Origin of the sequence: Streptomyces lothianensis, from assembly GCF_047779955.1 — a bacterium.
Classification (GTDB): Bacteria; Actinomycetota; Actinomycetes; order Streptomycetales; family Streptomycetaceae; genus Streptomyces.
Map to the genome: position 1 here is coordinate 37042 of NZ_JBLMKT010000014.1, position 22850 is coordinate 59891.

General features: G+C 71.9%; 20 protein-coding genes and 2 tRNA genes. 7 read left to right on the top strand and 15 right to left on the bottom strand.

The window, feature by feature from the left end:
• Window positions 1-114 precede the first annotated feature (114 nt).
• The 3 genes from ACLF6P_RS01995 (at window position 115) to ACLF6P_RS02005 (ending at window position 1795) form a co-directional block, all read left to right on the top strand.
• Entirely contained in the window at window positions 115-564 is a 450-nt protein-coding gene (locus tag ACLF6P_RS01995) for a helix-turn-helix domain-containing protein (protein ID WP_415947555.1), read from the top strand.
• Window positions 494-1120, top strand: coding sequence for a PIN domain-containing protein (locus ACLF6P_RS02000; protein WP_415947557.1), 627 nt, complete (start codon window positions 494-496; stop codon window positions 1118-1120). The genes ACLF6P_RS01995 and ACLF6P_RS02000 overlap by 71 nt, the downstream gene beginning before the upstream one ends.
• A gap of 87 nt (window positions 1121-1207) precedes the next feature.
• Complete coding sequence (locus tag ACLF6P_RS02005) at window positions 1208-1795, top strand: putative glycolipid-binding domain-containing protein (RefSeq protein WP_415947559.1); 588 nt, start codon at window positions 1208-1210, stop codon at window positions 1793-1795.
• A gap of 186 nt (window positions 1796-1981) precedes the next feature.
• Here the strand turns inward: ACLF6P_RS02005 and ACLF6P_RS02010 are convergent, their stop codons facing one another.
• Window positions 1982-2332: a DUF1330 domain-containing protein gene (locus ACLF6P_RS02010; RefSeq protein ID WP_415947560.1), complete on the bottom strand. Its 351-nt coding sequence runs from the start codon at window positions 2330-2332 to the stop codon at window positions 1982-1984.
• 362 nt (window positions 2333-2694) lie between these two features.
• On the bottom strand, window positions 2695-3624 hold the full coding sequence (locus tag ACLF6P_RS02015; protein WP_415947562.1) for an AraC family transcriptional regulator: 930 nt from the start codon (window positions 3622-3624) through the stop codon (window positions 2695-2697).
• Between the two features lie 44 nt (window positions 3625-3668).
• Here ACLF6P_RS02015 and ACLF6P_RS02020 point away from each other — a divergent pair, with 44 nt between their 5' ends.
• Entirely contained in the window at window positions 3669-4415 is a 747-nt protein-coding gene (locus tag ACLF6P_RS02020; protein ID WP_415947563.1) for an NAD(P)H oxidoreductase, read from the top strand.
• A gap of 160 nt (window positions 4416-4575) precedes the next feature.
• Here ACLF6P_RS02020 and ACLF6P_RS02025 read toward each other — a convergent pair.
• From ACLF6P_RS02025 to ACLF6P_RS02045, 5 genes are all read right to left on the bottom strand, one after another.
• Window positions 4576-4648 (bottom strand) — tRNA-Arg (locus ACLF6P_RS02025).
• Window positions 4649-4797: 149 nt separating this feature from the next.
• Entirely contained in the window at window positions 4798-5310 is a 513-nt protein-coding gene (locus tag ACLF6P_RS02030; protein WP_415947564.1) for a DinB family protein, read from the bottom strand.
• Window positions 5311-5361: 51 nt separating this feature from the next.
• Window positions 5362-6624 carry a WD40 repeat domain-containing protein gene (locus tag ACLF6P_RS02035; protein WP_415947565.1) on the bottom strand — a complete coding sequence of 421 codons (1263 nt, stop codon included), beginning with the start codon at window positions 6622-6624 and terminating at the stop codon, window positions 5362-5364.
• Window position 6625: 1 nt separating this feature from the next.
• Entirely contained in the window at window positions 6626-7141 is a 516-nt protein-coding gene (locus tag ACLF6P_RS02040; RefSeq protein ID WP_415947567.1) for a SigE family RNA polymerase sigma factor, read from the bottom strand.
• 224 nt (window positions 7142-7365) lie between these two features.
• Window positions 7366-7457: transfer RNA gene (locus ACLF6P_RS02045), tRNA-Ser, on the bottom strand.
• Window positions 7458-7699: 242 nt separating this feature from the next.
• On the opposite strand from ACLF6P_RS02045, the gene ACLF6P_RS02050 reads away from it, so the two are divergent.
• Together ACLF6P_RS02050 and ACLF6P_RS02055 are read left to right on the top strand one after the other, a co-directional pair.
• Window positions 7700-8509 (top strand): SSI family serine proteinase inhibitor, encoded by an 810-nt coding sequence (locus tag ACLF6P_RS02050; protein ID WP_415947569.1) that lies wholly within the window; start codon window positions 7700-7702, stop codon window positions 8507-8509.
• Window positions 8510-8691: 182 nt separating this feature from the next.
• Window positions 8692-13302, top strand: coding sequence for a PAS domain-containing protein (locus ACLF6P_RS02055; protein WP_415947570.1), 4611 nt, complete (start codon window positions 8692-8694; stop codon window positions 13300-13302).
• Window positions 13303-13456: 154 nt separating this feature from the next.
• Here the strand turns inward: ACLF6P_RS02055 and ACLF6P_RS02060 are convergent, their stop codons facing one another.
• From ACLF6P_RS02060 to ACLF6P_RS02095, 8 genes are all read right to left on the bottom strand, one after another.
• Window positions 13457-15109, bottom strand: a complete 1653-nt coding sequence (locus ACLF6P_RS02060; protein ID WP_415947572.1) for a long-chain fatty acid--CoA ligase — start codon at window positions 15107-15109, stop codon at window positions 13457-13459.
• Window positions 15110-15244: 135 nt separating this feature from the next.
• Window positions 15245-15796 carry a SigE family RNA polymerase sigma factor gene (locus tag ACLF6P_RS02065; protein ID WP_415947573.1) on the bottom strand — a complete coding sequence of 184 codons (552 nt, stop codon included), beginning with the start codon at window positions 15794-15796 and terminating at the stop codon, window positions 15245-15247.
• A 238-nt stretch (window positions 15797-16034) separates the two neighbouring features.
• Window positions 16035-17201, bottom strand: coding sequence for a lipid-transfer protein (locus ACLF6P_RS02070; protein ID WP_415947575.1), 1167 nt, complete (start codon window positions 17199-17201; stop codon window positions 16035-16037).
• Window positions 17198-17620 (bottom strand): MaoC family dehydratase, encoded by a 423-nt coding sequence (locus tag ACLF6P_RS02075; protein WP_415947577.1) that lies wholly within the window; start codon window positions 17618-17620, stop codon window positions 17198-17200. Before ACLF6P_RS02075 ends, ACLF6P_RS02070 begins: the two co-directional genes overlap by 4 nt.
• 88 nt (window positions 17621-17708) lie before the next feature.
• On the bottom strand, window positions 17709-18830 hold the full coding sequence (locus ACLF6P_RS02080) for an acyl-CoA dehydrogenase family protein (protein ID WP_415947578.1): 1122 nt from the start codon (window positions 18828-18830) through the stop codon (window positions 17709-17711).
• Window positions 18830-19900 carry a bifunctional MaoC family dehydratase N-terminal/OB-fold nucleic acid binding domain-containing protein gene (locus ACLF6P_RS02085; RefSeq protein ID WP_415947580.1) on the bottom strand — a complete coding sequence of 357 codons (1071 nt, stop codon included), beginning with the start codon at window positions 19898-19900 and terminating at the stop codon, window positions 18830-18832. Before ACLF6P_RS02085 ends, ACLF6P_RS02080 begins: the two co-directional genes overlap by 1 nt.
• The gene (locus tag ACLF6P_RS02090; RefSeq protein ID WP_415947581.1) at window positions 19897-21078 is read right to left on the bottom strand and encodes an acyl-CoA dehydrogenase family protein; all 1182 of its coding nucleotides are present in this window, start codon (window positions 21076-21078) and stop codon (window positions 19897-19899) included. The genes ACLF6P_RS02085 and ACLF6P_RS02090 overlap by 4 nt, the downstream gene beginning before the upstream one ends.
• A 201-nt stretch (window positions 21079-21279) precedes the next feature.
• Entirely contained in the window at window positions 21280-21594 is a 315-nt protein-coding gene (locus ACLF6P_RS02095) for a hypothetical protein (protein ID WP_415947583.1), read from the bottom strand.
• 376 nt (window positions 21595-21970) lie between these two features.
• Between ACLF6P_RS02095 and ACLF6P_RS02100 the strand changes: the two genes are divergently transcribed.
• Complete coding sequence (locus ACLF6P_RS02100) at window positions 21971-22846, top strand: bifunctional DNA primase/polymerase (RefSeq protein WP_415947585.1); 876 nt, start codon at window positions 21971-21973, stop codon at window positions 22844-22846.
• Window positions 22847-22850 lie beyond the last annotated feature (4 nt).

A 22850-nucleotide genomic window follows, 5' to 3' on the forward strand; every position in this document is an offset into this window, starting at 1 on the left:
GAGCCGTCTGACCCGAATCTGTGAATTCCCTGAGAAAACGTCGAGTGGTGCCCTGCCGGAGGACACCCTTTCGTTTCGTTCGTTTTGCCGTAGGCTACGAGATGGAGGCCCACCATGACGATGATCACTTCCGAGCTGACGGTCCTGCCCCCGAAGCAGCCGCTGGACGACCTCACCGCAGCCATCACCCCCAGCGCGACCCTGGTCGGCCCGGACGGACGCGCCATCCCCTTGCCGGACGAGGTCGTACACGTACTGTCCCTTGTCGTGACCGCGATGGCCAACGGCCAGGCCGTCACCATCGCACCGCACCACCAGACCCTGACGACCGCAGAGGCCGCGAGGATCCTCGGCATCTCGCGCCCCACCTTCATCCGGCTGCTCGACTCCGGTCGCATTCCGTACGAACAGCCGGGGCGCCACCGTCGCGTCCTGCTCCGTGATGTGCTCTCCTACGCCGACACGCGCCGCCACCAGAGGGAGCAGGGGGTCGATGCCCTGGTGGACCTCGGCGAGGAAGCGGGTCTGTACGCGGCGACCGACACCCCGCGGCGCACCCGATGACCGGAGTCGTCCCCGCAGCCTGCTCGACACCTGCGTCCTGTATCCGTCCTATCTGCGGGACACGCTCTTACGCCTCGCCGCAACCGGCCTCTACCAGCCGCTCTGGTCCGCCGGCATCCTCACCGAACTCGAACGCAACCTCGTGGAAGCCGGCATCGACCGGGCAGCGGTGCGACGGACCTTGACCGCGATGGACACCCACTTCGAGGACGCCGCCATCACCGGCTACGAGGACCTCATCGATGCCATGACCTGCGATCCGAAGGACCGCCACGTGCTCGCGGCGGCAGTGCGCGGCGAGGCCGACCACCTGGTCACGTTCAATCTCAAGGACTTCCCGCCCGCCGCCATGGCACCCCACCAAGTGGAGGTCATGAGCGCGAACGACTTCCTGCTCGGTCTCACCGAGGAGACTCCGGGCACGGTGTGGCGCACCCCGGCCGAGCAGGCCGCCCGCTACAAGCGCGAGCCGAAAACACCCGGCGCCCTGCTGACCGCCCTCGAACGCGGCGGAGTGCCGCGCTTCGCCGAGGAACTGCGCCGGTTCCTGACGTGACCCGCCCACAGCACCCTGCGCGCGGGCCGCCCGTCCCGCCACCGCATCCCCGTGCACCACCACGCCATAGGACCCATCCTGGTACCCATGACTGACAACGCCGTCCCGGACCGGGCACTGACCTGGCAGGTGACGCGGACCGGCGGCTTCGAGACGGCCTGGATCCGCCCGACCGGCCCGCGCTCCTTCTCGGTACGCGGCCGCGCGGTCGCCCTGCTCCCCCGGCCGCACTGGATCTCGTACGCACTCGAAACCGGCCCCGACTGGGTCACCCGCACCCTGAACGTCACAGCCGAAACCTCCCGGCACACCCGCCACTTGGAACTGACCCGCTCCCCGGACGGCCACTGGACGGCGAACGGCACAGCACTCCCGTGGGCGGGCCCCGGCACCCTGGACTGCGACCTCGGCCTGTCCCCGCTGACCAACTCGATGCCGGTACTCCGCCACGCGCTGCACCGCGGCCCCGGCAGCCACGCCTTCGCCATGGCCTGGATCTCGGTCCCCGACCTCACGGTCCACGCATCACCGCAGACCTACACGCACACGGGCCCGGCGCCGGCCGGCACCCGCGTCCACTTCGCATCGGGCGACTTCGCGAGCGAGGTGGAGTTCGACGCGGACGGCCAGGTCGTCAGCTACGAGGGCCTGGCCCACCGCCTCGCCGAGCCCTGACCCGCACCGAGGCCCGCCTCGTACCAGGACACGCCCCGTGCCGAGGCGTACCCCGCACCGAGACCTGGCCTCACCGCGGCATGACCTCACCGCCACCTGGCCTCACCGCGGCATGGCCTCACCGGCACCTGGCCTCACCGGTACAGGACCTCACCGAGACGCGGGCTCACCGCGACGTAGTCGGCCTCACTGAGCCGTGCCCAGAGCGGCACGCACCGCAACCGCCGTCTGCTTCGCGTCGTACCCCTCGGGCACTCCGCCGACGAGAATGATGTCCCCCTCTGTATGCCGCCTGCGCAGCGGCGCGATCTCCTGATACGCCGCGGAGTCCCACCACGCCCGGGCCTCGTCCTTCCCCGGGAACCCGATCATCACGACGTCCTCGTCCCAACTGCCTTCGAGCACTTCATGCGTCGCGAAATGGATGAGAAAGCGCCCGCCGTACGGCTCGAGGGTCGCGGGCAGCCGCTCGATGTACTCGGCGATGTCGGCGTGCATCGACGCCTTGCGCAGACGGGCGATGGCGTAGGCGGACATGAGGGCCTCCCGGGCTTGTGTCGTGTCCCAACGGGTTACGTGGAAGAGCCTGCCAAGCGGCGGCCGGACAGTCGATTACCTGTCAGGTCATCGGAGCACGGCGGGCAGGCACCGCCGCCCTGGTTGCTCGACCGGGGCGTTCCGGCGGATGTGGCCGACCGGGTGGCGGCGTTCCGGGAGCAGTGGGGCGGCCCGCTCCTGTCGCCGTCCCTCAGCAGGACGGCGGGCCGAAGCACTTGGACACCGACTCACCCGAGGGGGTCAAGCTGATCATGAAGGCCACGGGCGATGACTCCTTGCGGCCGCGTGCGGTGGCTCCTTGCGGCCGCGTGCGGTGACTCCCTGCGGCCACGTGCGGTGACTCACGCCGCCGCGGCGCGGAACGTGCTGGGGCTGAGGCCCTTGCGGCGTTTGAAGGCGGCGCTGAAGCCGAAGGCGTCGGCGTAGCCGACGGTCTTGGCGATCTGGGCGATGCTGAGGTCGGTGTCGGCCAGCAGTGCCTCGGCGTCGTCCATGCGGCACTCGGTCAGGTAGGCGAGGGGCGGACGGCCCATCAGTTCGGTGAAGCGCCGGGCGAACAGTGCCCGGGAGACGCCGGCTCGGGCGGCCAGCGACGCGACCGTCCAGCTCTCGGCGGGCCGCCCGTGGAAGGCGTGCAGGGCGGGGGCGAGGACCGGGTCGGCGAGACCGCGGTACCAGCCGGGCGCGTCGGCGCCCGCCCGGTCGAACCAGGTGCGCAGCGTGCAGACCAGAGCCCAGTCGAGGAGCCGGTCCATCAGCGCCTGCGAACCGGCGGAGAGCCGGGCGGCGTCGGCGGCGGCGTTCTCCAGCCAGGCGCAGACCTCGGCGTCCTCGGTGACGACCAGGACGGGCGGAAGGGCGCGCAGGAGCCGCTCGTGGCGGTGCCCCGAGGCGCGGTAGGCGCCCACGACAAGACCGGTCGCTCCCTCCGGGCCGGTGCCCCAGTGGATGCCGTCGAGTTCCTGGCCGGTGCACGCGGCGTCCGCGGTGAAGCAGTTGACCTCGTACGCGGTGTGGGGGCGATGGACCGTGGCAGGCTCATCCACGAGGCGGAACCGTGCGGGGCCCCGGACGATGGCCGTGTCGCCCGCGCCGATCGCCCGCTCGGTGCCGTCGGGCAGGACCAGCGTGCCGCCACCGCGCAGCACGCTGACCATGGTGAGCGGAGCGGCGTCGGCGAAGGTGATGCTCCAGGGCGGCGTCAGGACGGCATGGCTGACGACCGAGCCCTCGGCCCGGATGCCGCTCAGCAGTGAACTCAGAGGATCCACAGCGTGATCGTAGACGATCTCCTATGCCCTGGAGAGTTTCTCCCATGGATCATCCACCGCGCCGCGGCTGTACTGGACTCACTGCACAGATCGAGACCTCAGGAGACACCGTGCCGCAGCACCGCACCGACACCAGGACGGCCCTCGTGGTCGTCGCGCACCACCGCAGCGATTCCCTCACCGCCCACACCGCCCGCCGAGCGGCTGCCCAGCTCGAGGCCGCCGGATACCGCATCGACCTGCTCGACCTGCACGCCGAAGGGTTCGACCCGCGGATGAACGTGGAGGACCAGCCGGACTGGGGCAACCGGGAGAAGCCGTACTCGGACGAGACGCACGCCCACATGCGGCGGATCCTCGACGCCGATGTCGTCGTCGCCGTCTTCCCGGTGTATTGGCAGAGCGTGCCCGCCGTCCTCAAGGGTTGGATCGACCGCGTGTGGAACTACGGGTTCGCCTACGGCCGCAGCAAGCCCCGCCTGGCGGGCAAGCGCATACTGTGGCTGGCCCTGTCCGGCGCCACCGCCGACGACCCCATCGCGGAGTCGATGCAGTCCGTCCTCGAGACCAACCTGAGCGACGGCATCGCCTACTACAGCGGCTTCTCCCGCTCCACCGTAGGCCTGCTCGTGGACGCGGAGGAGCGACCGCAGCGCATCGACGCCGAGGGCAACCTGCTGGTCGGCCAAGCGGTCGCCGGCGCCGAGCGGGAGGCCCAGTACACCGATTTCGACCGTCGGGCACGGAAGTTCGTGGAGGAGTTCCTCGCGGACGAACTCGTCGCGGCCTGACGGCCTCCGGGGTGAACCTGGTCGAGTCGGCCTTCGAAGGGCAAGCGGCCCAGCGCTGTCGGTCACGGCTCCCCCTCCGGCTGACACGGCTGCTGTACTTCGCTGCTGTACGGGCAACGAAAAAGGCCCCGGGATGATCTCCTGGGGCCTTTGACCTGTGTGCACTCGGCAGGATTCGAACCTGCAACCTTCTGATCCGTAGTCAGATGCTCTATCCGTTAAGCTACGAGTGCTTGTTTTGTTGTTGTCACTTTGGCGGTTTTGCCCCGCTCGCGGCGACAGGAAGAACATTACATGACTGCCGCCGCCATGTGAAATCCGTTTACCTCACCCCTTGCGACCTGCGGAAACGCCGGGATCCGCAGCGGTGGGCCAGGGGCGGCTAGACGCCTGTGGCGCCGTCGATGCGTTCGCGGATCAGGTCCGCGTGGCCGTTGTGGCGGGCGTACTCCTCGATCATGTGGACGTAGATCCAGCGGAGGCTGACGTCCTGGTCCAGGAAGCGGCCCGTGGCGGTCAGAGGCCGCTCCGCGCACAGGGTGCGGGCCAAGGCGGTCTCCGTGTGCCAGGTCGCGAGGGCGGTGGCGAGGCTTGCGTCGGCGGTGAGGTCGAAGCCGCCGTCGGGGCCGTTCGGGTCCGCCTCGGGGTCGTGGATGGGCGGGGCGTCCTCGCCGGCGAAGATGCGGCGGAACCAGTTCCGCTCCACTTCCGCCATGTGCTGGACCAGGCCGGTCAGTGTGAACGGCGAGGGCGGTACGGAGGCGGTGGCCGCCTGGGTGTCGTCCAGGCCCTCGCACTTCTGCGCGAGGGTGGCGCGGTGGAAGTCGAGCCAGGCGGCGAGCGTGGTGTGCTCGTCGGCGTTCAAGGGCGGCAGGGGGCGGTCGATCGCGGACATGCGGACATCCTCGCAGTCCGCACTGACAACTCCGGCCTCCTGCCGCCCGGCTCAGGGGAGGTCGATGGCCACACAGGCTTCCTCGCGGATGCTGCAGCGTGCGAGACCGGCCGGGCCTCCGCCGGTGTCCAGCTCGACCAGCAGCAGGTCGTCGTCCTCCCAGGCCTTGGCGCGGAGGAGGTTCCCCTCGTCGGGTGGCGACAGCGTGAGCTTCTGGCTGCCCTTGGTCTGCTGCGCCGCGACCTCGGGGGCCGTCTGGGACTCACCGCCCCAGGAGCCGCCGTACGCGAGCCACGTGCCGGACGGGTTGACCACCGACTCCTCGCTCGGCAGTGCCCGCAACCGGGTCAGCGTTCCGGAGTCGGAGACCGCGGCCAGGTAGAACGCGTCGCGCCAGCCGTCCTTGGTTTCGTCGAACACGATCAGGCCGGCGGCGGTGTTGCCCCTGACCTGCTGGTCGGGCGCGGTGGTGGCGAGGTCGACGGTCCGGTCGCCCTGGTCCGCGAACCACAGGCGCTGGTTGACGCTCTCGTCCTCGTTGACGCGCCCGTCCCTGAGGAAGACCTTGCTGTCCCTGGTGACCGCGACGACGCCGAGCGCGTTCGGATCGTCGGACCCGGCGGCGTCGAACGGCAGCGTGTTGACGGTCGCGCCGGACCGCGTGTCGATGAGCAGCACCCTGCCGCCGTCCTCCGTGATGGCGCCGACGGCCAGGAGTCCGCCGTCGGGGGAGAGCCGGGGCTGCAGGATCACCGTGCCGGGGATGGCGTTCCTCTCGGGGCCGGTGCCCCACGACCAGGTCTCGTCGTCACGCTGTGCGGCCCAGGTGGCACCGGCCTGCAGCAGAGTCACCCACTTCCCGGACACCTGCTCGCCCCCGGCGTACAGCCGTCCGTCGAGCAGATAGGGCACGGTCGGCGTATCGGCGGTGAGGGGACGGGTGGTGGGCTTCTCCGTGGATGAGGTGGGCTTGTCCGTGGGTACGGAGGGGTCGCCCGTGGGTACGGAGGGGCTCTGGGTGGGCGGCGGTGTCGCCGTATGCGGCCGCCCGCCGTCCAGGAACGACAGCACCCCGAAGGCTCCGCCCACGACGGCGATGGTCACGGCGGCGACCAGCACCGGCCGCCAGGCGACCAGCCCCGGCCACCGGAAGAGCCGGAAGTGCCGGGAGAGCCGGGAGAGCCGGGAGAGCCGGAAGGGGGTGCGGCTCTGCACCCGCTCCTGCTGCGGCAGGGGCGGACAGGCCGGGATCTGGAGGCCGGAGGCCACCTCGTGGAGCTCACGGCCCAGGATCTCTTCGACGTCGTCTTTCATGTCAGCTCTCCCTCCCGTCGTTGCGTTCCGGGCCGAGGACGGCCCGCAACGCCTTGAGGGCGCGATGTGCAGTGGACTTGACCGTGCCGCGCGAGCAGCCGAGAGCGTCGGCGATCTCCTGCTCGCTGAGGTCTTCGTAGTAGCGCAGCACGATCACCGCGCGCTGCCGCGGCGGCAGGGATTTCACGTGCGGCCAGAGCATCATCCGGTCCTCGAGCCCGTGTGGCGGCCGTGCGGTGTCCTGCTCGGGCGGGGCGTCGGTCAGCAGCTCGAGGCGCCGCTTCATCGGGCGGCGGGCCGACAGGAAGGTGTTGGTGAGCATGCGCCGCAGGTACGCGTCGGGCGAGTCCGAGCCGATCACCTTCGACCAGGACCGGTACGCCTGCAGGAGCGTCTGCTGAGCGACGTCCTCGGCATCCGCGTGGTTCCCGGTGAGCAGATACGCGCTGCGGTACAGGGACGGCCATCTGGTGCCGGCGTATTCCTCGAACGTCGGTGCGTCGGCGCCGCTGATCACGGTGCACATTCTCGGACACCACCCCCTTCGCTGACCTGACTCCGGGGGGCGGCGATGAGGTTGCCTCGCAGGCTGACCCGGGCGCGGGACTCGGGGACCGAGGGCACGGAAAGAGGTGCTCCGGGCACGGAAAGAGGTGCCCCTGGCGCGGGAAGAGGGCTGACCGGGCCCGGAAACGGCTCAGGGAGTCCGCGCCGTTCGGCACGGACTCCCTGAGTCGACTGCGGAGGCGGAGGGATTTGAACCCTCGATCAGGGGGTTACCCCGAAACCGCATTAGCAGTGCGGCGCCATAGACCGGACTAGGCGACGCCTCCAGCACACCTGCGCGAACGCGTGGTGCGTTGCAGATGATGACACAGCCGAGCGGCCCGTCACCAATCGACCCCCACGGTACTAGGCACGTGGGCGGCAGGGCAAAGCATTCCGGCGCGTGCGCAACGTCGGGGGCGCGGGCGCGTTGGACAGGGTGTCCCGTTCCCGTCCGGTCCGCGGTCCCGAGGGTCCACGGAAGGGGCCGTGAAGGTCCTCGGAGTCCCGTGAAGGTCCTGGAGTACGTATGAAGGCCAGTCCGAAGATCAGTCCGAAGGTCGGCCCGAAGGCGAGTTTGAAGGCGAGTTCGAAGGTCGGTCGTCTCGCTGTCGCCGCCGCCGCTTCCCTCGCCGCGGTGACGTGCGCACCCGCCGTCGCGCAGGCCGATGCTCACGCCGGCGCGCACACCGATGTGTACCCGGATGTGCACACGGATGCGCCACCGCCGCGCGCCGCCCTGCCCGGGACGCTGCCCCTGCCGCTGCCCCTCCAGGAGACGGCGCCGGAGTCCGCGCCCGCCTCCGATGCGCTCACGATCACGGCCTCGGGCACCGCCCCCGCCCACGCCGGCCAGGCCGACCCGTACGAGACCTCCGAGACCTCCGAGACGTACGAGCTGACCTGCACGGACGGCCGGAACGTGAGCAGCAGCCGCGGGAGCGGGACTCATCCGCTGGCCGACGAGGCCTGTGCTCGGCTCGAGGCGCTCGCCGAGGAGGGGCGCGATCCGTTCGCCCCCGTGCCGTCCGATGCGCTCTGCACCCAGCAGTACGGCGGGCCGCAGACCGCCCGGGTCACCGGGACCTGGCACGGACGGCGGGTGAGCGCCTCCTTCGAGCGCAGCAACGGCTGCGAGATCGGCCGCTGGAACCGGCTCGTGCCCGTACTGCCCGAGGCCTCGGGCAACACGGACGGCGGTACGGGCACGGGCGCGGGCACAGGTACGGGCGCGGGCGCGGGCACAGATACGGGCACCGGCACGGGCGCAGGTGGTCGGGGAGGCGGCCCGGGGCGGCCGGGCGGACCGGTCGACGGGGGCTTCCCGTTCCTCCCGTGAGGACGTGAAATCCCCGCAGGGCGCGCTCACAGCTCCTGCGTCGCCCCTTCCTGGTATCTCCCTCTCATCCGGCGCCCCCACCACAACGGCTGCCCGTAGACTCCCTCAGGTGACACGCCACGGGCATGGGGGCAGGCGGCCCGGGTGAACGCAAGGTGCAGTAACAGGGAGGATCCGTCGTCGTGAGCAGCAGGCCATCGAGAGGCGCTGCTCGCCTCGCAGCCATACTCGACGCGCTGCCGGACGCGCTGATTCTCGTCAACGCCAACGGCACGGTGGTCAATGCCAACACCATCGCCCTCGACATGTTCGAGGCGCCGGGTACGGCTCTGGTGGGGCGGGGGCTGCTCGATCTGCTGCCCGCATTCGACTCCCGGCTGATCCCGGGCTCGATGCGGCGGCCCGATACGACCGACGAGCGCGGCCGGACCAAGCCGAAGCGGATGCACGCACGGCGCACCGACGGCAGCGAGGTCCCCGTCGAGGTGACCAGCGCCAGCCTGGACGGCCGGCGAGGGGGTGCCCCCTGGTCGAGCGGAGCCGGGACCTCGGGGGAGTTCGAGGCGGACAACTCCGACGAGCTGCTGATGCTGGTCGTACGGGATCTCAGCGGCACCGTGGACACCGAGGCGGAGCTCGCGCGCCAGCAGCGGCAGACCGAGATGATCCTGCGGGCCGCGGCCGAGGGCGTGGTCGGCACGGACACCCAGGGGCGGGTCGTTCTCGTCAACCCGGCCGCCGCGCAGATACTCGGCTACCGGGCCTCCGACCTCGGCGGCAAGGAGCTGCACGCACTCGTGCAGCACTCCCGCCCGGACGGTGAGCCCTTCCCGTACGAGGAGAGCCCGCTCGCCGACACCCTGCGCTCCGGCCGCAAGCACCGGGTGCGCGGGCAGATCCTGTGGGCGAAGGACGGCAAGCAGGTCGCGGTCGATCTGACGACGGCGCCGGTACGGGACGGGGACCAGCTGGTCGGCGCGGTGCTCGCGTTCACCGACCGGCGGCCGTTCGACGCTCTGGAGGAGCAGCTCGCCGAGGAGCGGAAGCGGGCGGAGGAGAAGTACGAGGCGCTGGCCGCGCGGGAGCGCGAGCGGTATGCCGATCTTGAGGCCCGGGAACAGGCGAAACGCGCCGAGCTCGAAGCCCGGTACGCGGAACTCGAAGCGCGGGAGCAGGCACGGTACGCCGCTCTTGAGGCGCGGGAGGGCGAGCGGTACGCGGAACTGGAGGCCGGAGCCCGTGAGCGCTATGCGGACCTGCAGGAACGTGAGGCCGCGCGCTACGAGCAGCTCGCCGAACGGGAACGGGAACGGCACGACGCGCTTGCCGCGCGCCACGCGCAGCTGCTCGCGGTACTGGGTGAATCGCTGCGCGGCCCCCTGGAGCACCTGCGGGCGGAGCTCGCCGCCCTCGCCGCCGATCCGGCCGGGCAGCTGTGGCCCGAGGCCAACCAGATCCTGCACCACCTGAGCGCCGGGCACCGGCGGATGACGACGCTCGTCGACAACGTACTGAACTACCAGCTCCTCGACGACGGTTCGCACTCCCTGCACAAGGTGCCCGCGCTGCTCGACCGCGTCGTGACCGCGGGCGTCGAGGGCGCGGTGGACCTGATCGGGCCCGGGCGCGCCCAGTTCGCGGTGCACGCGCCGCCGATCGAGGCCGAGGTGGACGCCGGGCGGCTCGCCACGGCGCTCGCGCATCTGATCGCGGATGTCGCGGGGATCGACTCCACGGGCAACGCACGGGCCGCCGCCCCTTCGGCGGCTCACGGCGGGTACGTCGACTCCACGATCGTGGTCGCTGCGGCGCAGCGCGGTGAGGTCGTACGGATCGAGGTACGCGGACCGTACGCGGGCGGCGATCCGGTGCACGCACCGCTGGTGACGGGCATCGTGCGGGCGCACGGCGGAGTGCTGCAGACCCATGAGGTGCCGGGCATCGGCGGGCGCGCGTTCGTGCTCGAAGTGCCGATCGGATCGGGCGCGGGAACGGTGGAGGCAGTTCCGGCGGGAAGCGAGCTGGTGCTGCCGGGACAGGGGGACCGGGACCGGGACGGTTCCGGCGCGCCGGAGGCGGGCGCTGTCGCCGGTGCTCCGGCTGCGGGACCCGTGCCGGCCGGTGGGCGGCGGCGGGCACGACGATCCTCCGTGGACGCCTTCCTCGACAACAGCGATACAGGGTCCGCTCCGGCCCCGGCTCCCCAGCCCCCGGCTCCCCAGCCCCCGGCTCCCCAGCCCTCGGCTCCCGAGCCCCCTGCTGCCGCTGCCCCGTCCACCGACGGCTCCGCTCCGGAAGCGGTGCCCGCACCGACCGGGCGGCGGCGCAGGCGCGCTGCCGCGCCCGCACCGGAGCCGGAGGCCGCGCGGGTGCCCGCGCAGCAGACCGCCACCGATTCGGACGGCGGCGGGATGGCCGTCGGCGGCGGTACGGGGCGGCGGCGCCGCAGGAGTGCGGGCGCGGCGACCGCTCCGCAGCACGAGCCAGGTACGTCCGCCGAGCCCACGGCCCACGCACTGCCGCCCACGGAGCCCGCGGCGCACATGGCCGTACCGGCGCAGGCAGCTGCATCGGCGCAGGAAGCCTCCGCGCAGGCGGCCCCCTCCGCACAGACGGACCCCGCCACCCCCGCGAACCCCCACACCGAAGCCGAGCCGGACGACACCGCGGCCGGGCTCGCGCAGCCCGCCGTCGTGAGCGCCGCCGAGCACACCGGCCCGGCGCCCGCCCAGGCGCCGGGGCTGGGTGCGCCGGTGCCCGCGCAGGGGCTGCCCGTGGACGCGCAGGCCGCACCGCAGGGCCGCAGGGCCCGGCGCGAGGTGGCCGCGCTGCCGCCGGCCGGCGGTGCGGATGAGAGCGTGATGGCAAACCCCCGTCCGGATCAGACCGAGGGGTCGGGCGCGGGTTTGCCTACACGCTCCGAGCACGCCGAGGCGAAGCCGACGGGCCGTCGCCGCCGCGCACTCGCCGCGGCCGCCGAACGCGCCGCGGCCCAACAGGACACGGCACGCACCCCGTTCGCGCTGCCGCCCGCCGAGGCGGACCGCGCCCCGGATGCCGTCGGCGAGACGGTGGCGCCCGACGGGACCGCGCCGCCCACGCCCCACCCGCAGGCGGCGCCCGAGACGCACCCGTACGACACCGCGGGCGCCCAGCCGCACGGCGCGGCCCGCGCCGACGGCTTCCCCGTGCAGCACACCCCTGACGGGCACACACCTCCGCAGCCGCATCCGGCCGAGGCGCCGACCGGGCGTCGCCGGGCCCGTCCGGCCGTGTCCGATGACGTACGGGAGCAGACGCAGCCCGCCGAAGCGGTGAACGCCCAGGAGTCCGGCGTACGGGCCTCAGCGGCCCAGCCGCTCCCCGCACCCACACCGACCCCGGCACCGGCACCGGACCCGCCCACCGCCCCTGGTCAGCTCCCGCCCGCTGCCGTGCCGACGGAGCAGAGCGCGCAGGCGCAGCCCGCGCCGGAGTCGCTCGCGCAGCCGTTGCCGGCCGAGGCGCCCGCAGAGGAGGACTCGACGCAGGGGCGTGGGTTCAGCGTGCGGACGCTCGGGCAGGGCGTGCCGTTCGCGGAGCACTTCGCCGAGCAGCAGCGCAAGCCGGGCCTGCCGCCGCTGCCCTCGGCGCGCACCGGGCACACCGTGGGAGGTCAGGCTCCGGCCGGTTCGGGGCGGCGGCGCAAGCTGGGGACTCCCCCGGACCCGCGCCATCCCGCACCGGCCCCGGAAGCGGCGCCCGAGGCGGCACCCGAAGCAGCGGCCCACCCGGCCACGGAAGCGCCCGCCCCGGAAGCGCCCGCCCCGGAAGCCGCCGGCGCCCCCGCTCCGCTGCCGGAAGCAGCACCCGCGCCCCCGGCCGCCGGGTCCCCCACGCCGCAGCCCCCCGCCGTCTCCCAGCCGCTGCCCCCCATGCAACAGCCGGAGCGCGCGGTGGCCGAGAGCCGGGGCCGGGCGTATGCGATCGAGGCGCCCGACGACGGGGCCGAGGGCCCGCAGGCGCTCGACGGTCCCGGTGGTGCGGTCGAGGTGGCCAACCAGCCGCAGCCGCTGCCGATCGACGACGAGCTGCCACCGGAGCCGCTGGACAATCCGCGGCGGCTGCTCGTGTGGCCCGCGCCGGATGTCTCCACGGAGCAGGCGCTGAGCGACCGCGGCTACCGGCCGGTGATCGTGCACTCGCGCGAAGAGGTGGACGCGCAGATCGCGGCGTTCCCGGCCGCGCTGTTCGTCGATCCGCTGACCGGGCCGATCACCCGGACCGCACTGCAGGCCCTGCGTCAGGCGGCGGTCGCCGCGGAGGTGCCGGTCCTGGTGACCGCCGGGCTCGGGCAGGCCTCGCGGGAGGCGGCCTACGGCGCCGATCCCGCCGTACTCCTGAAGGCGCTCGCCCCGCGCGACAGTGAGCAGCATCCCTCGCGGGTGCTGCTGATCGAGGAGCACGAGGAGATCGCGCTGGCGCTCACCGCTTCGCTGGAGCGGCGCGGGATGCAGGTGGCGCGGGCCGCGAGCGACGCGGACGCGGTATCGCTCGCGGGGCAGATGCGGCCGAACCTGGTGGTGATGGACCTGATGCAGGTACGTCGTCGGCGCGCCGGAATCGTCGACTGGCTGCGGGCGAACGGGCAGCTCAACCGCACGCCGCTGGTCGTCTACACCGCGGCCGTCGAGCAGTCGGACCTGCCGAACCTGGCCTCGGGTGAGACGGTTCTCTTCCTGGCGGAGCGGTCCACGAGCGGTGAGGTGCAGACGCGGATCGTGGATCTCCTGGCGAAGATCGGCACCAACTGACCGGCTGCCCTACGCGCTTGGGCCCGTGTTTCACGTGAAACATCACGCGTGAAACACGGGCCCGATCTCTGCCACAGATGCCGGGACGACCGGCTCGGTCCGGCTCAATCCAGCTCGGTCCGGCTCAATCCAGCTCGGTCCGGCTCAGTCCAGCTCAGTCCAGCTCGGAGACGTCCAGCTCACCCTCCGCGTACTGCTTGCGGATGACCTTCTTGTCGAACTTGCCCACGCTCGTCTTCGGCACCGACTCGACGATCGACCAGCGCTCCGGCAGCTGCCACTTGGCGATCTTCGTGGCGAGGAAGTCACGCAGCTGAATGAAGTCAGCCGTGGCACCCTCGCGCAGCACCACCGTGGCGAGCGGGCGTTCGCCCCACTTCTCGTCGGCGACCGCGACGACCGCGGCTTCCGCGACCTCCGGGTGGGACATCAGGGCGTTCTCCAGCTCCACCGAGGAGATCCACTCGCCGCCGGACTTGATGACGTCCTTCGCCCGGTCGGTGAGGGTGAGGAAGCCGTTCGAGCTGATGACGCCGACATCGCCCGTCTTGAGCCAGCCGTCCTCGCTGAACTTGTCCTCGGGCTTGAAGTTCTCGCCCTTCGCGCCGCCGTAGTACGCGCCCGCGATCCAGGGGCCGCGCACCTCGAGCTCACCGGCCGACTTGCCGTCCCAGGGCAGTTCCTCGCCGCCGGGGCCGATGAGGCGGGCCTCGACGCCCGCAGGGAAACGGCCCTGCGTCAGGCGGTACGCCATCTCCTCCGAGGTGCCGGCCGCCTCGGCCGGCGGGCGGGCGACCGTGCCGAGCGGGGAGGTCTCCGTCATGCCCCAGGCGTGGCAGACGGTGACGCCGAGCTTGTCGAAGGCCTCCATGAGGGAGGGCGGGCAGGCCGAGCCACCGATGGTGACCTGCTTCATGCAGCTGATGTCCCGCGGGTTCTGCTGCAGTTCGCCGAGCAGGCCCTGCCAGATGGTGGGGACGGCGGCGGCGTACGAGGGCTGCTCGCGCTCGATCATCTCGGCCAGCGGGCCGGGCTGCAGGAAGCGGTCCGGCATCAGCATGTTCACGCCGGTCATGAAGACGCCGTGCGGCAGGCCCCAGGCGTTGACGTGGAACTGGGGGACCACGATGAGGCCGGTGTCCGCGTCGGTGAGGCCCATCGACTGGGCCATGTTGACCTGCATGGAGTGCAGGTAGATGGAACGGTGCGAGTAGACGACGCCCTTGGGGTCGCCCGTGGTGCCGGAGGTGTAGCACATGGCGGCGGCCTGGCGTTCGTCGAGCTCCGGCCAGGCGTACGTCTCCGGCTTCCCGGCGAGCAGTTCCTCGTATTCGTGCACCTGGACGTTCGCGCCGTCGAGCAGCGAACGGTCGCCCGGACCGCTGATCACCACATGCTCGACGGGGGCGAGATGCGGCAGGAGCGGGGCGAGGAGGGGGAGCAGCGAACCGTTGACGATGACGACCCGGTCGGCCGCGTGGTTCACGATCCACGCCAACTGCTCAGGGGGCAGCCGCAGGTTGAGGGTGTGCAGGACGGAGCCCATGCAGGGGATGGCGAAGTACGCCTCGACGTGCTCCGCGTTGTTCCACATGAGGGTCGCAACACGCTCGTCGTCCTGGACCCCGAGGTCCTCGCGCAGGGCGTGGGCGAGTTGGGCGGCGCGGGTGCCGATCTCGGCGAAGGAGCGTCGGTGCGGCTCGCTCTCGCCGGTCCAGGTCGTCACCTGGGACGTGCCGTGGATGGTGGACCCGTGTTTCAGAAGACGGGTCACGGTCAGCGGTACGTCCTGCATCGTGCTCAGCACGGCGTCCTCCCGGTGGGCGCTACGGAGCAGTAGGGTCGCGCCGATTCTCACCACATACCTACTGGTATGTCACTAGCTCCGGGAATGATCGATCAAGCCGAAGGTTTCAGGCGCTCCCGCGCATCACCTGCGAGGTCACCGTACAGGGGACAGTTCCGGGTCCTCGCGGAGCTTGCCGAGCGCGCGGGAGACGGCGCTCTTGACCGTACCGACGGAGACGCCGAGCACCTCGGCGGTCCGGGCCTCGCTGAGGTCCTCGTAATACCTGAGGACGACCATCGCCCGCTGCCGGTCCGGCAGCTTCATGATCGCGCGCCACATCGCGTCCTTGAGCACCTGCTGCTCGGCGGGGTCCGCGACCGGCACCGGCTCGGGCTCGGGCAGCTCATCGCAGGCGAACTCGTCGACCTTGCGCTTGCGCCACTGCGATGTCCGGGTGTTGAGCAGTGCGCGGCGGACATAGCCGTCGAGGGCGCGGTGGTCCTCGATGCGCTCCCAGGCGACGTATGTCTTGGTCAGCGCCGTCTGCAGCAGGTCCTCGGCATCCGAGGGATTCGACGTCAAGGAGCGCGCGGTGCGCAGCAGCACCGGGCGGCGGGCCTGCATATACGAGGCGAAGCTCGGATACGTCTGCGCGATGCTCCCGGCGGCGGGCTTCGACGCGCTGGTGCAGACGGGTGTGGTCATGGCTTCACGCTAGAAGCCCGCCCCGCCCCGGCGGATCGGCCGCAGGGCCTGAAGACGAGTCCGCCTCAGGTTGTAGGACGGGGGCTGCCCCCACCTCCTGAGGGTGGAGGCGCCGCCGGGTCCCCCTTCGGGGTCATACCTGAGACATAGGGGATCCGACGGCCGACGGCCGACGGCACCTGGGCGCCGCGGTCGGGGTCAGCCGTCCGCGGTCGGGGTCAGCCGTCCGCGATCGAGGTCAGCCGTCCGCGCCCAGGACCAGGCCCGAGGTCGGGACCCCGGTGCCCGCGGTCACCAGGGCGGTCGAGGCCCCGGGTATCTGGTTCACCGAGGTGCCGCGTATCTGGCGGGCGGCCTCCGCAATGCCGTTCATCCCGTGCAGATACGCCTCGCCGAGCTGCCCGCCGTGGGTGTTGAGCGGGAGGGCCTCCTCGGCGACGAAGCCCGCCGCCTCACCCGGCTTGCAGAAGCCGAACTCCTCCAGCTGCATCAGCACGAACGGGGTGAAGTGGTCGTAGAGGATCCCCACATCGATCTGCTCGGGCCGGAGACCCGAGCTGCGCCACAGCTGCCTGGCCACCACGCCCGTTTCGGGCAGTCCGCTCAGGTCGTCGCGGTAGAAGCTGGTCATCGCCTCCTGCCTGCGGCCCGCGCCCTGCGCGGCCGCGGTGATCACAGCCGGCTTCTGCCGCAGGTCCCGGGCGCGCTCGGTGCTGGTGACCACGATGGCCTGGCCGCCGTCGGTCTCCTGGCAGCAGTCGAGGAGCCGGAGCGGCTCGACGATCCAGCGCGAGGCGGCGTGCTCGGCGAGGGTGATCGGCTTCCCGTGGAAGTACGCGGCGGGGTTGTTCGCCGCGTACTTGCGGTCGGTGACGGCCACGTGCCCGAAGGCCTCGGGGGTCAGCCCGTAGGTGTGCAGGTAGCGCTGGGCCGCCATCGCCACCCAGGAGGCGGGCGTGAGCAGTCCGAACGGCAGCGACCAGCCGAGCGCCGCCCCCTCCGCGGACGGCTCGCGCTGCTGCACCCCGGAGCCGAAGCGGCGCCCGGAGCGCTCGTTGAACGCCCGGTAGCAGACCACGACTTCGGCCACCCCGCTCGCCACCGCGAGCGCCGCCTGCTGCACGGTCGCACAGGCCGCGCCGCCTCCGTAGTGGATCCGGGAGAAGAAGGACAGCTCGCCGATGCCGGCCGCCTGGGCGACGGTGATCTCGGGGCTGGTGTCCATGGAGAACGTGACCATGCCGTCCACGTCCGCCGGGCTCAGACCGGCGTCGTCGAGCGCGGCCCGCACGGCCTCCACGGCGAGCTTCAGCTCGCTGCGCCCCGAGTCCTTGGAGAACTCGGTCGCGCCGATGCCCGCGATGGCGGCCCTGCCGCCGAGGCTGTCCCGGTTGCGGACGCTCACGCCTTCGCCTCCTCGTCCATGACGGGCAGCCCGACCGTCACCGTGCCGGTCACATGTCTGCCGATGCCGTTGGCCCCCACCACCGCGACCTGGGCGGTGCCCTCCGCGACGGAGACGACCCTGCCGGTCAGCACCATCGTGTCCCCCGGGTAGTTGGGCGCCCCGAGCCGGATCGCGAGTGTGCGCAGGCTCGCGTCGGGACCGAAGTGGTCGGTGATGTAGCGGCCGACCAGGCCGTTGGTGGTGAGGATGTTCATGAAGATGTCGGGGGAGCCCTTGGCCTTGGCGAGCTCCGCGTCGTGGTGCACGTCCTGGTAGTCGCGGGAGGCGATCGCGCCCGCGACGATCAGGGTGCGGGTGACGGGCACTTCGAGCGGCGGCAGCTCATCGCCCTCGGCCCACGTCCGTACCTCGCTCATCGCGCCCCTCCGCCCGGCGTCCGTACGCCGCTCATCGCCCGGCCTCCGCCCGCATCCGTGCGGTGCTCATCGCGTACCCTCCCCCGGCTCACCGCGTGCCCTCCCCCGCGGGCGCGGTGCCCGCGATCAGTCCGCCCAGTTCGGCCAGCAGCTCCGCCCCGCAGCCCAGGTACGCGGCGAGCTGGCGGCCCCACAGGAAGTGCCGGTGCACCGGGTGGTCCAGATCGGCGCCCATGCCGCCGTGCAGATGCTGCCCGGCGTGCACCACGCGGGTGCCCGCCTCGGCCGCCCACCAGGCCGCGGTCAGCGCGGCCTGGTGGTAGCCGAGCAACTCGTCCCGGCGCCAGGCCGCCTCGTAGGCGGTGACCCGTATGGCCTCGGTGTCCATGTAGGCATCGGCGGCGCGCAGGAGCACGGCCTGCTTGGCCGCGAGCGGCTTCCCGAACTGCTCGCGTACGGAGGTGTACTCGACGGCGCGGGCCAGCGAGCCCGCGCACACCCCGGCCTGCACCCCGGCGAAGGCGGTCCGCGCATCGGCGAGCACCCGCTCGTAGGCGCCCTCGCCGCCGATCCGCTCGGCCCGGGTGGCGTCCAGGACGAGCCGCCCGGCCGACCAGGGCGCGGTCAGCTCCACGTCCTCGATCCGGGCGTCGGCCGTCCGCACCATCCACAGGCTGTGCACGGCGTCGGCGACGAGCACATGGGTGGCATCCCGCAGCCAGGGCACTACGGGCACCGTGCCGGTGAGTGTCGCAGCCGAGCCGAAGCGGGAGCCATCGCCGGAGCCGCATGCGGATCCGGTGCCGGTGACGGCTCCCGTGCCGGTACGCACCGGGCCCTCCGCCCGTATGCCGGAAGCGGCCGGAAACACCCCCGTCGCCACCGCCGAGCCGTCCTCGAAGGCCGGGAGCAGGCGGGCCCGCTGCTCCCGGGTGCCGTGTGCGTCGACCGCGAGCAGCCCGTACACACAGCTCGCCGCGAACGGGACCTGGGCCGTGGTCCGGCCCTGCTCCTCCAGGAGCAGCACCAGACCGAGCAGCCCCGTCTCCCGTACGGCGCCGATCAGCCCGGACGAGCCGAGTGCCTTCCACAGCTCGCCGTCCGTCCCCGTCCCGCAGGCCGTGAGCCGCTCGGGTGTGGCGAGGTCGCCGAAGATCTGCGCGGCCAGCTCCCGCGCGGCCGTCTGCTCCTGGGTGGGTGTGAAGTCCATCAGGCCGCACTCCCCACCAGGTCCACGGGCCGGAACACCGGCACCTCCAGCTCCTCGTCGGCGCGCAGGAACTCCAGCCGGACCGGCATCCCTATCCGCACCTCGTCGTGCGGGACGCCCACCACGTTGCTGATGAGCCGCACCCCTTCGGCGAGTTCGATCAGCCCGACCGCGTAGGGCGGGTCGAAGGCCGGGAAGGGCGGGTGGTGCATCACGACATACGAATAGACGGTGCCCTCGCCGCTCGCCTCGACCGTGTCCCAGCCGTCCCCGCCGCAGCTGTTGCAGCCCGGCAGCCAGGGCATCCGCAGCACCGAGCAGTCGGTGCAGCGCTGGATGAGCAGCCTGTGCTCCTCGATTCCCTTCCAGAATCCTGCGTTGTCCCGGTTGATCACCGGCCGCGGCCTTTGCGCAGACTTCCCCGCCCCGCCTGCGCCGGGCTTCGCCTTCCTGCCCGCGGCAGCCTTCGCCTCCCTGCCCGGACCGGGCTTCGCCTCCCTGCCCGGACCGGGCTTCGCCTCCTCGCCTGCGTCGGACTTCGCCTCACCACCCGCGCCGCCGGCGCTCGCCCCCTCGCCCGCCTTCGCCCTCCGCCCGGCCGGCGCGTACTTCAGGATCCGGAACCGATGCGTGCCCGCCGGCTCGCCGTTGGCTCGGATGTCCATCCGCGTCGTGACGAAGTGGCCGGTCCCGAGCTTCGTGGTCTTCTGCTCGGAGACCGACTCGATGACCGCATCGAAGGTGACCTCGTCCCCGATCCGCAGCGGCCGCAGATACTCCTGCTCGCAGTCCGTGGCCACCACCGAGCCGAACCCGGCCCGGTCGAGCAGCGCGAACAGCTCCTCCTGCGCGGCCGAACGCGCCTGGTGCCCGCCGAGCCCGCCCATCGTCCAGGCCTGCAGCATCGCCGGAGGGGCTATGGCGTCCGGGCCTCGATACGCCGGGTTCGTATCGCCCATGGCCTCGCACCAGTGCCTGATCATCGCCTCGTTGACCAGGTCCCGGCCGACTCCGCCCTCGGCGGCGGGCAGCCCCTCGAACACGCTGAGCTCATCGTGGAACGCGCTCATCGCTTCACCCTCCTCATGCCGAGCCGCATCGTGGCGACGATCTCCCGCTGCACCTCGCTCACCCCTCCCCCGAAGGTGTTGATCTGGGCGGCGCGGTTCATCCGCTCCAGCTCGCCCGCGCCGACCGTGTCCCCTGCGGTGGCGCCCGGTGAGCCGGCGCGGATGGTGGCCGTGTCGCCCGTGATGTCCTGGCACATTCGATACACCTCGACGGCGGATTCGGTTCCCGCGAATTTCACGCCGGAGGCGTCGCCCGGTGCCAGCGTCCCCGCCCCCACATCCCCCACAAGACGCCAGTTGAGCAGGCGTGTTGCCGCGAGCCGGGCGTGCACCTCGGCCAGCTTGGACTGCACCCACGGCAGGTCAATGCGACGCTCGCCGCTCACCGGATCGGGTGTACGGGCGGAGGTGAGCGCCTCCGCGTAGAAGTCCTCGGCCTGCATGCCGATCGCGGCCAGCGCGACGCGTTCGTGGTTGAGCTGGTTGGTGATCAGCCCCCAACCGCCGTTCTCCTCGCCGACGAGGTTCCCGGCCGGGACACGGATGCCGTCGTAGTAGGTGGCGCAGGTGGAGATGCCGCCGACGGTGTGGATCGGGGTCAGGGAGAATCCGGCCGCGTCGGTCGGCACCAGGATGATCGAGATGCCCTTGTGCTTGGGTGCCTCGGGGTCCGTGCGGCAGGCGAGCCAGATCCAGTCGGCGTTCTGCGCGTTCGAGGTGAAGACCTTCTGCCCGTCGATCACCCAGCTGTCGCCGTCGCGTACGGCCCTGGTGCGCAGGGAGGCGAGGTCGGTGCCCGCGGAGGGCTCGCTGTAGCCGATCGCGAAGACGAGTTCGCCGCTCAGGATCCGGGGCAGGAAGGAGGCCTTCTGTTCCTGTGTGCCGTACTTCATCAGGGTCGGCCCGACGGTGTTGAGGGTCACCATCGATACGGGCGCGCCCGCGCGGTAGGCCTCGTCGAAGAAGACGAACTGTTCGTCGGGGCCACGCCCCTGCCCGCCGTACTCCACCGGCCAGCCGAGCCCGAGCAGGCCGTCCGCGGCGATCCGCCGGAGCAGTCGTCGCTGCTCGCCGGGGTCCTCGGCGAGGGCGGCGCGGTCGGGCGGCATCACGTCCCGGAAGTACGCGCGCAGCTCGGCGCGCAGCTCCTGCTGGCGCTCGGTTGGGGCGAGGTGCACGGCTGTGGCCTCCCTGACCTCGTACGGACGAAGGTTTCTGACTGTCCGTCAGATATGCATCCGTGTCAAGGTCCGCGAGCCCCTCTCCCGAGCCTTGGGCCGCCGACACGGGCCGGCCCCCGCACACACCTGCGCGGCGACACCTTTCCGGTGCCGCCGCGCAGGTCCCCTCTCCCCCTCGGGCCGGTCAGCCCGTCACCGTCACCACCACAGGGGGGTGAAGTTGATCTCGATGTTCTCGTTGGACTGGTGGATGGCCGTGAAGGCCGAGCCGTTGACCTGGGCGTTGTTGTTCTGGTTCGAGGCCCCGGAGCCGGTCGCCACCAGCTGGTTCGTCGCGGAGTTGCCGCTGTTGTCGTGGCCCACGCCGCTGCCGATGATGCTCGCCACGCTCGTATTCGATCCGTCGTCCGCGAACCCGCCGTTGTCGGCCTGGGCGACCCCCGAGAACAGGGTGGCTGCGAGGGGCAGGGCAGCGGCGGCGGCGATGATGCGGGCGGTACGGATGCTTGCCATGTCAATTCCTCCATCGACCGGGTGTACCCGGCGGTTCAGAACCGGCGCGGGGCCGGTAAGTGCGGCTGATGCCGGGGCGGTTGGCCGACCGCCGCGGCGCTGTGCTCGACGTCGCGAGATCAGAGTTGCCCAGCCCGCCTCCGCGAACCACCCCACATCCGATCTTTCCCTCGCGAGTGTGAGGACAAATCGATAAACCCGCACGAACCGAAAGTCTCCGCAGGTCAGCATGGAGCCGCAGCGAGGGAATGCACCTCGGCGAGACGCCCCAAGAGAGGAAGCGTTCCGCCTGCCACCCTCCCGACGGCCCTCACCTCACTCGTACGAGGCACAGACCCCCCTTCCCATCTTCGAACATTCGTACGAAAATAGAGCCATGGCCACCACCGACCGGCATGCCACGACCCTGGCCCTCGCCCACGCGCTCTCCGCTGCCGAACGCGGCCTCGCCGTGCTCCCGCTCTCCCGCACGAAGCTCCCCGCCCTGCGCTCCCCGCACCACGAGGACCCCGCCGACGCCCCGCAGTGCCACGGCGAGTGCGGCCGACCCGGACACGGCGTGTACGACGCGAGCACCGACCCGTTGCGTATCCGCGAGCTCTTCGCGGCCGCGCCCTGGGCCACCGGCTACGGCATCGCCTGCGGCCTGCCCCCGCACCACCTGATCGGCATCGACCTCGATACGAAAACGGGCCCGGACTCCTCGGTGACCCTGCGCGAACTGGCCCTGCGGCATCTCTTCACGATCCCGCCCACCGTCGTCGTCCTCACCCCCAGCGGCGGCCGCCACCTGTGGCTGAGCGGACCGCCCGACACCGTCGTCCCCAACTCGGCCGGCCGCCTGGCCCCCGGGATCGATGTGCGCGGCGCCGGCGGCTACTTGGTGGGCCCGGGCTCCCGCACGGAACACGGCGTCTACAGCACGGCCCCCGGCACCGCCCACCTGGCGCCCGCCCCCTGCCCGCGCGCCCTCCTGCGCCTCCTCACGCCCCCACCGCTCACGAGGCAGACCGCCCCCGGACCCCCGCCCCAGGGCAGCGGGCTGATCCACTTCGTGCTCGGCGCACGCATGGGCCAGCGCAACACCCGCCTGTTCTGGGCGGCTTGCCGCGCGTACGAGAACGGCATCGGCGAGGACCTGGCCCGCCACCTCACGGACGCGGCGGTCCGCACCGGCCTCACGGAACGCGAGGCCGGTGCGACGATCGCCTCGGCGGCCCGCCTCGTGGCCGGCCGGGGCCGGGTCCGCTAGAAGC

What these genes read in the sequence shown, in the direction of transcription:
- ACLF6P_RS01995 (WP_415947555.1), top strand. Translation starts at nt 115, where the DNA reads ATGACGATGATCACTTCCGAGCTGACGGTCCTGCCCCCGAAGCAGCCG.
- ACLF6P_RS02000 (WP_415947557.1), top strand. Translation starts at nt 494, where the DNA reads ATGCCCTGGTGGACCTCGGCGAGGAAGCGGGTCTGTACGCGGCGACCG.
- ACLF6P_RS02005 (WP_415947559.1), top strand. Translation starts at nt 1,208, where the DNA reads ATGACTGACAACGCCGTCCCGGACCGGGCACTGACCTGGCAGGTGACG.
- ACLF6P_RS02010 (WP_415947560.1), bottom strand. Translation starts at nt 2,332, where the DNA reads ATGTCCGCCTACGCCATCGCCCGTCTGCGCAAGGCGTCGATGCACGCC.
- ACLF6P_RS02020 (WP_415947563.1), top strand. Translation starts at nt 3,669, where the DNA reads ATGGATCATCCACCGCGCCGCGGCTGTACTGGACTCACTGCACAGATC.
- ACLF6P_RS02030 (WP_415947564.1), bottom strand. Translation starts at nt 5,310, where the DNA reads ATGTCCGCGATCGACCGCCCCCTGCCGCCCTTGAACGCCGACGAGCAC.
- ACLF6P_RS02035 (WP_415947565.1), bottom strand. Translation starts at nt 6,624, where the DNA reads ATGAAAGACGACGTCGAAGAGATCCTGGGCCGTGAGCTCCACGAGGTG.
- ACLF6P_RS02050 (WP_415947569.1), top strand. Translation starts at nt 7,700, where the DNA reads ATGAAGGCCAGTCCGAAGATCAGTCCGAAGGTCGGCCCGAAGGCGAGT.
- ACLF6P_RS02065 (WP_415947573.1), bottom strand. Translation starts at nt 15,796, where the DNA reads ATGACCACACCCGTCTGCACCAGCGCGTCGAAGCCCGCCGCCGGGAGC.
- ACLF6P_RS02075 (WP_415947577.1), bottom strand. Translation starts at nt 17,620, where the DNA reads ATGAGCGAGGTACGGACGTGGGCCGAGGGCGATGAGCTGCCGCCGCTC.
- ACLF6P_RS02080 (WP_415947578.1), bottom strand. Translation starts at nt 18,830, where the DNA reads ATGGACTTCACACCCACCCAGGAGCAGACGGCCGCGCGGGAGCTGGCC.
- ACLF6P_RS02085 (WP_415947580.1), bottom strand. Translation starts at nt 19,900, where the DNA reads ATGAGCGCGTTCCACGATGAGCTCAGCGTGTTCGAGGGGCTGCCCGCC.
- ACLF6P_RS02095 (WP_415947583.1), bottom strand. Translation starts at nt 21,594, where the DNA reads ATGGCAAGCATCCGTACCGCCCGCATCATCGCCGCCGCCGCTGCCCTG.
- ACLF6P_RS02100 (WP_415947585.1), top strand. Translation starts at nt 21,971, where the DNA reads ATGGCCACCACCGACCGGCATGCCACGACCCTGGCCCTCGCCCACGCG.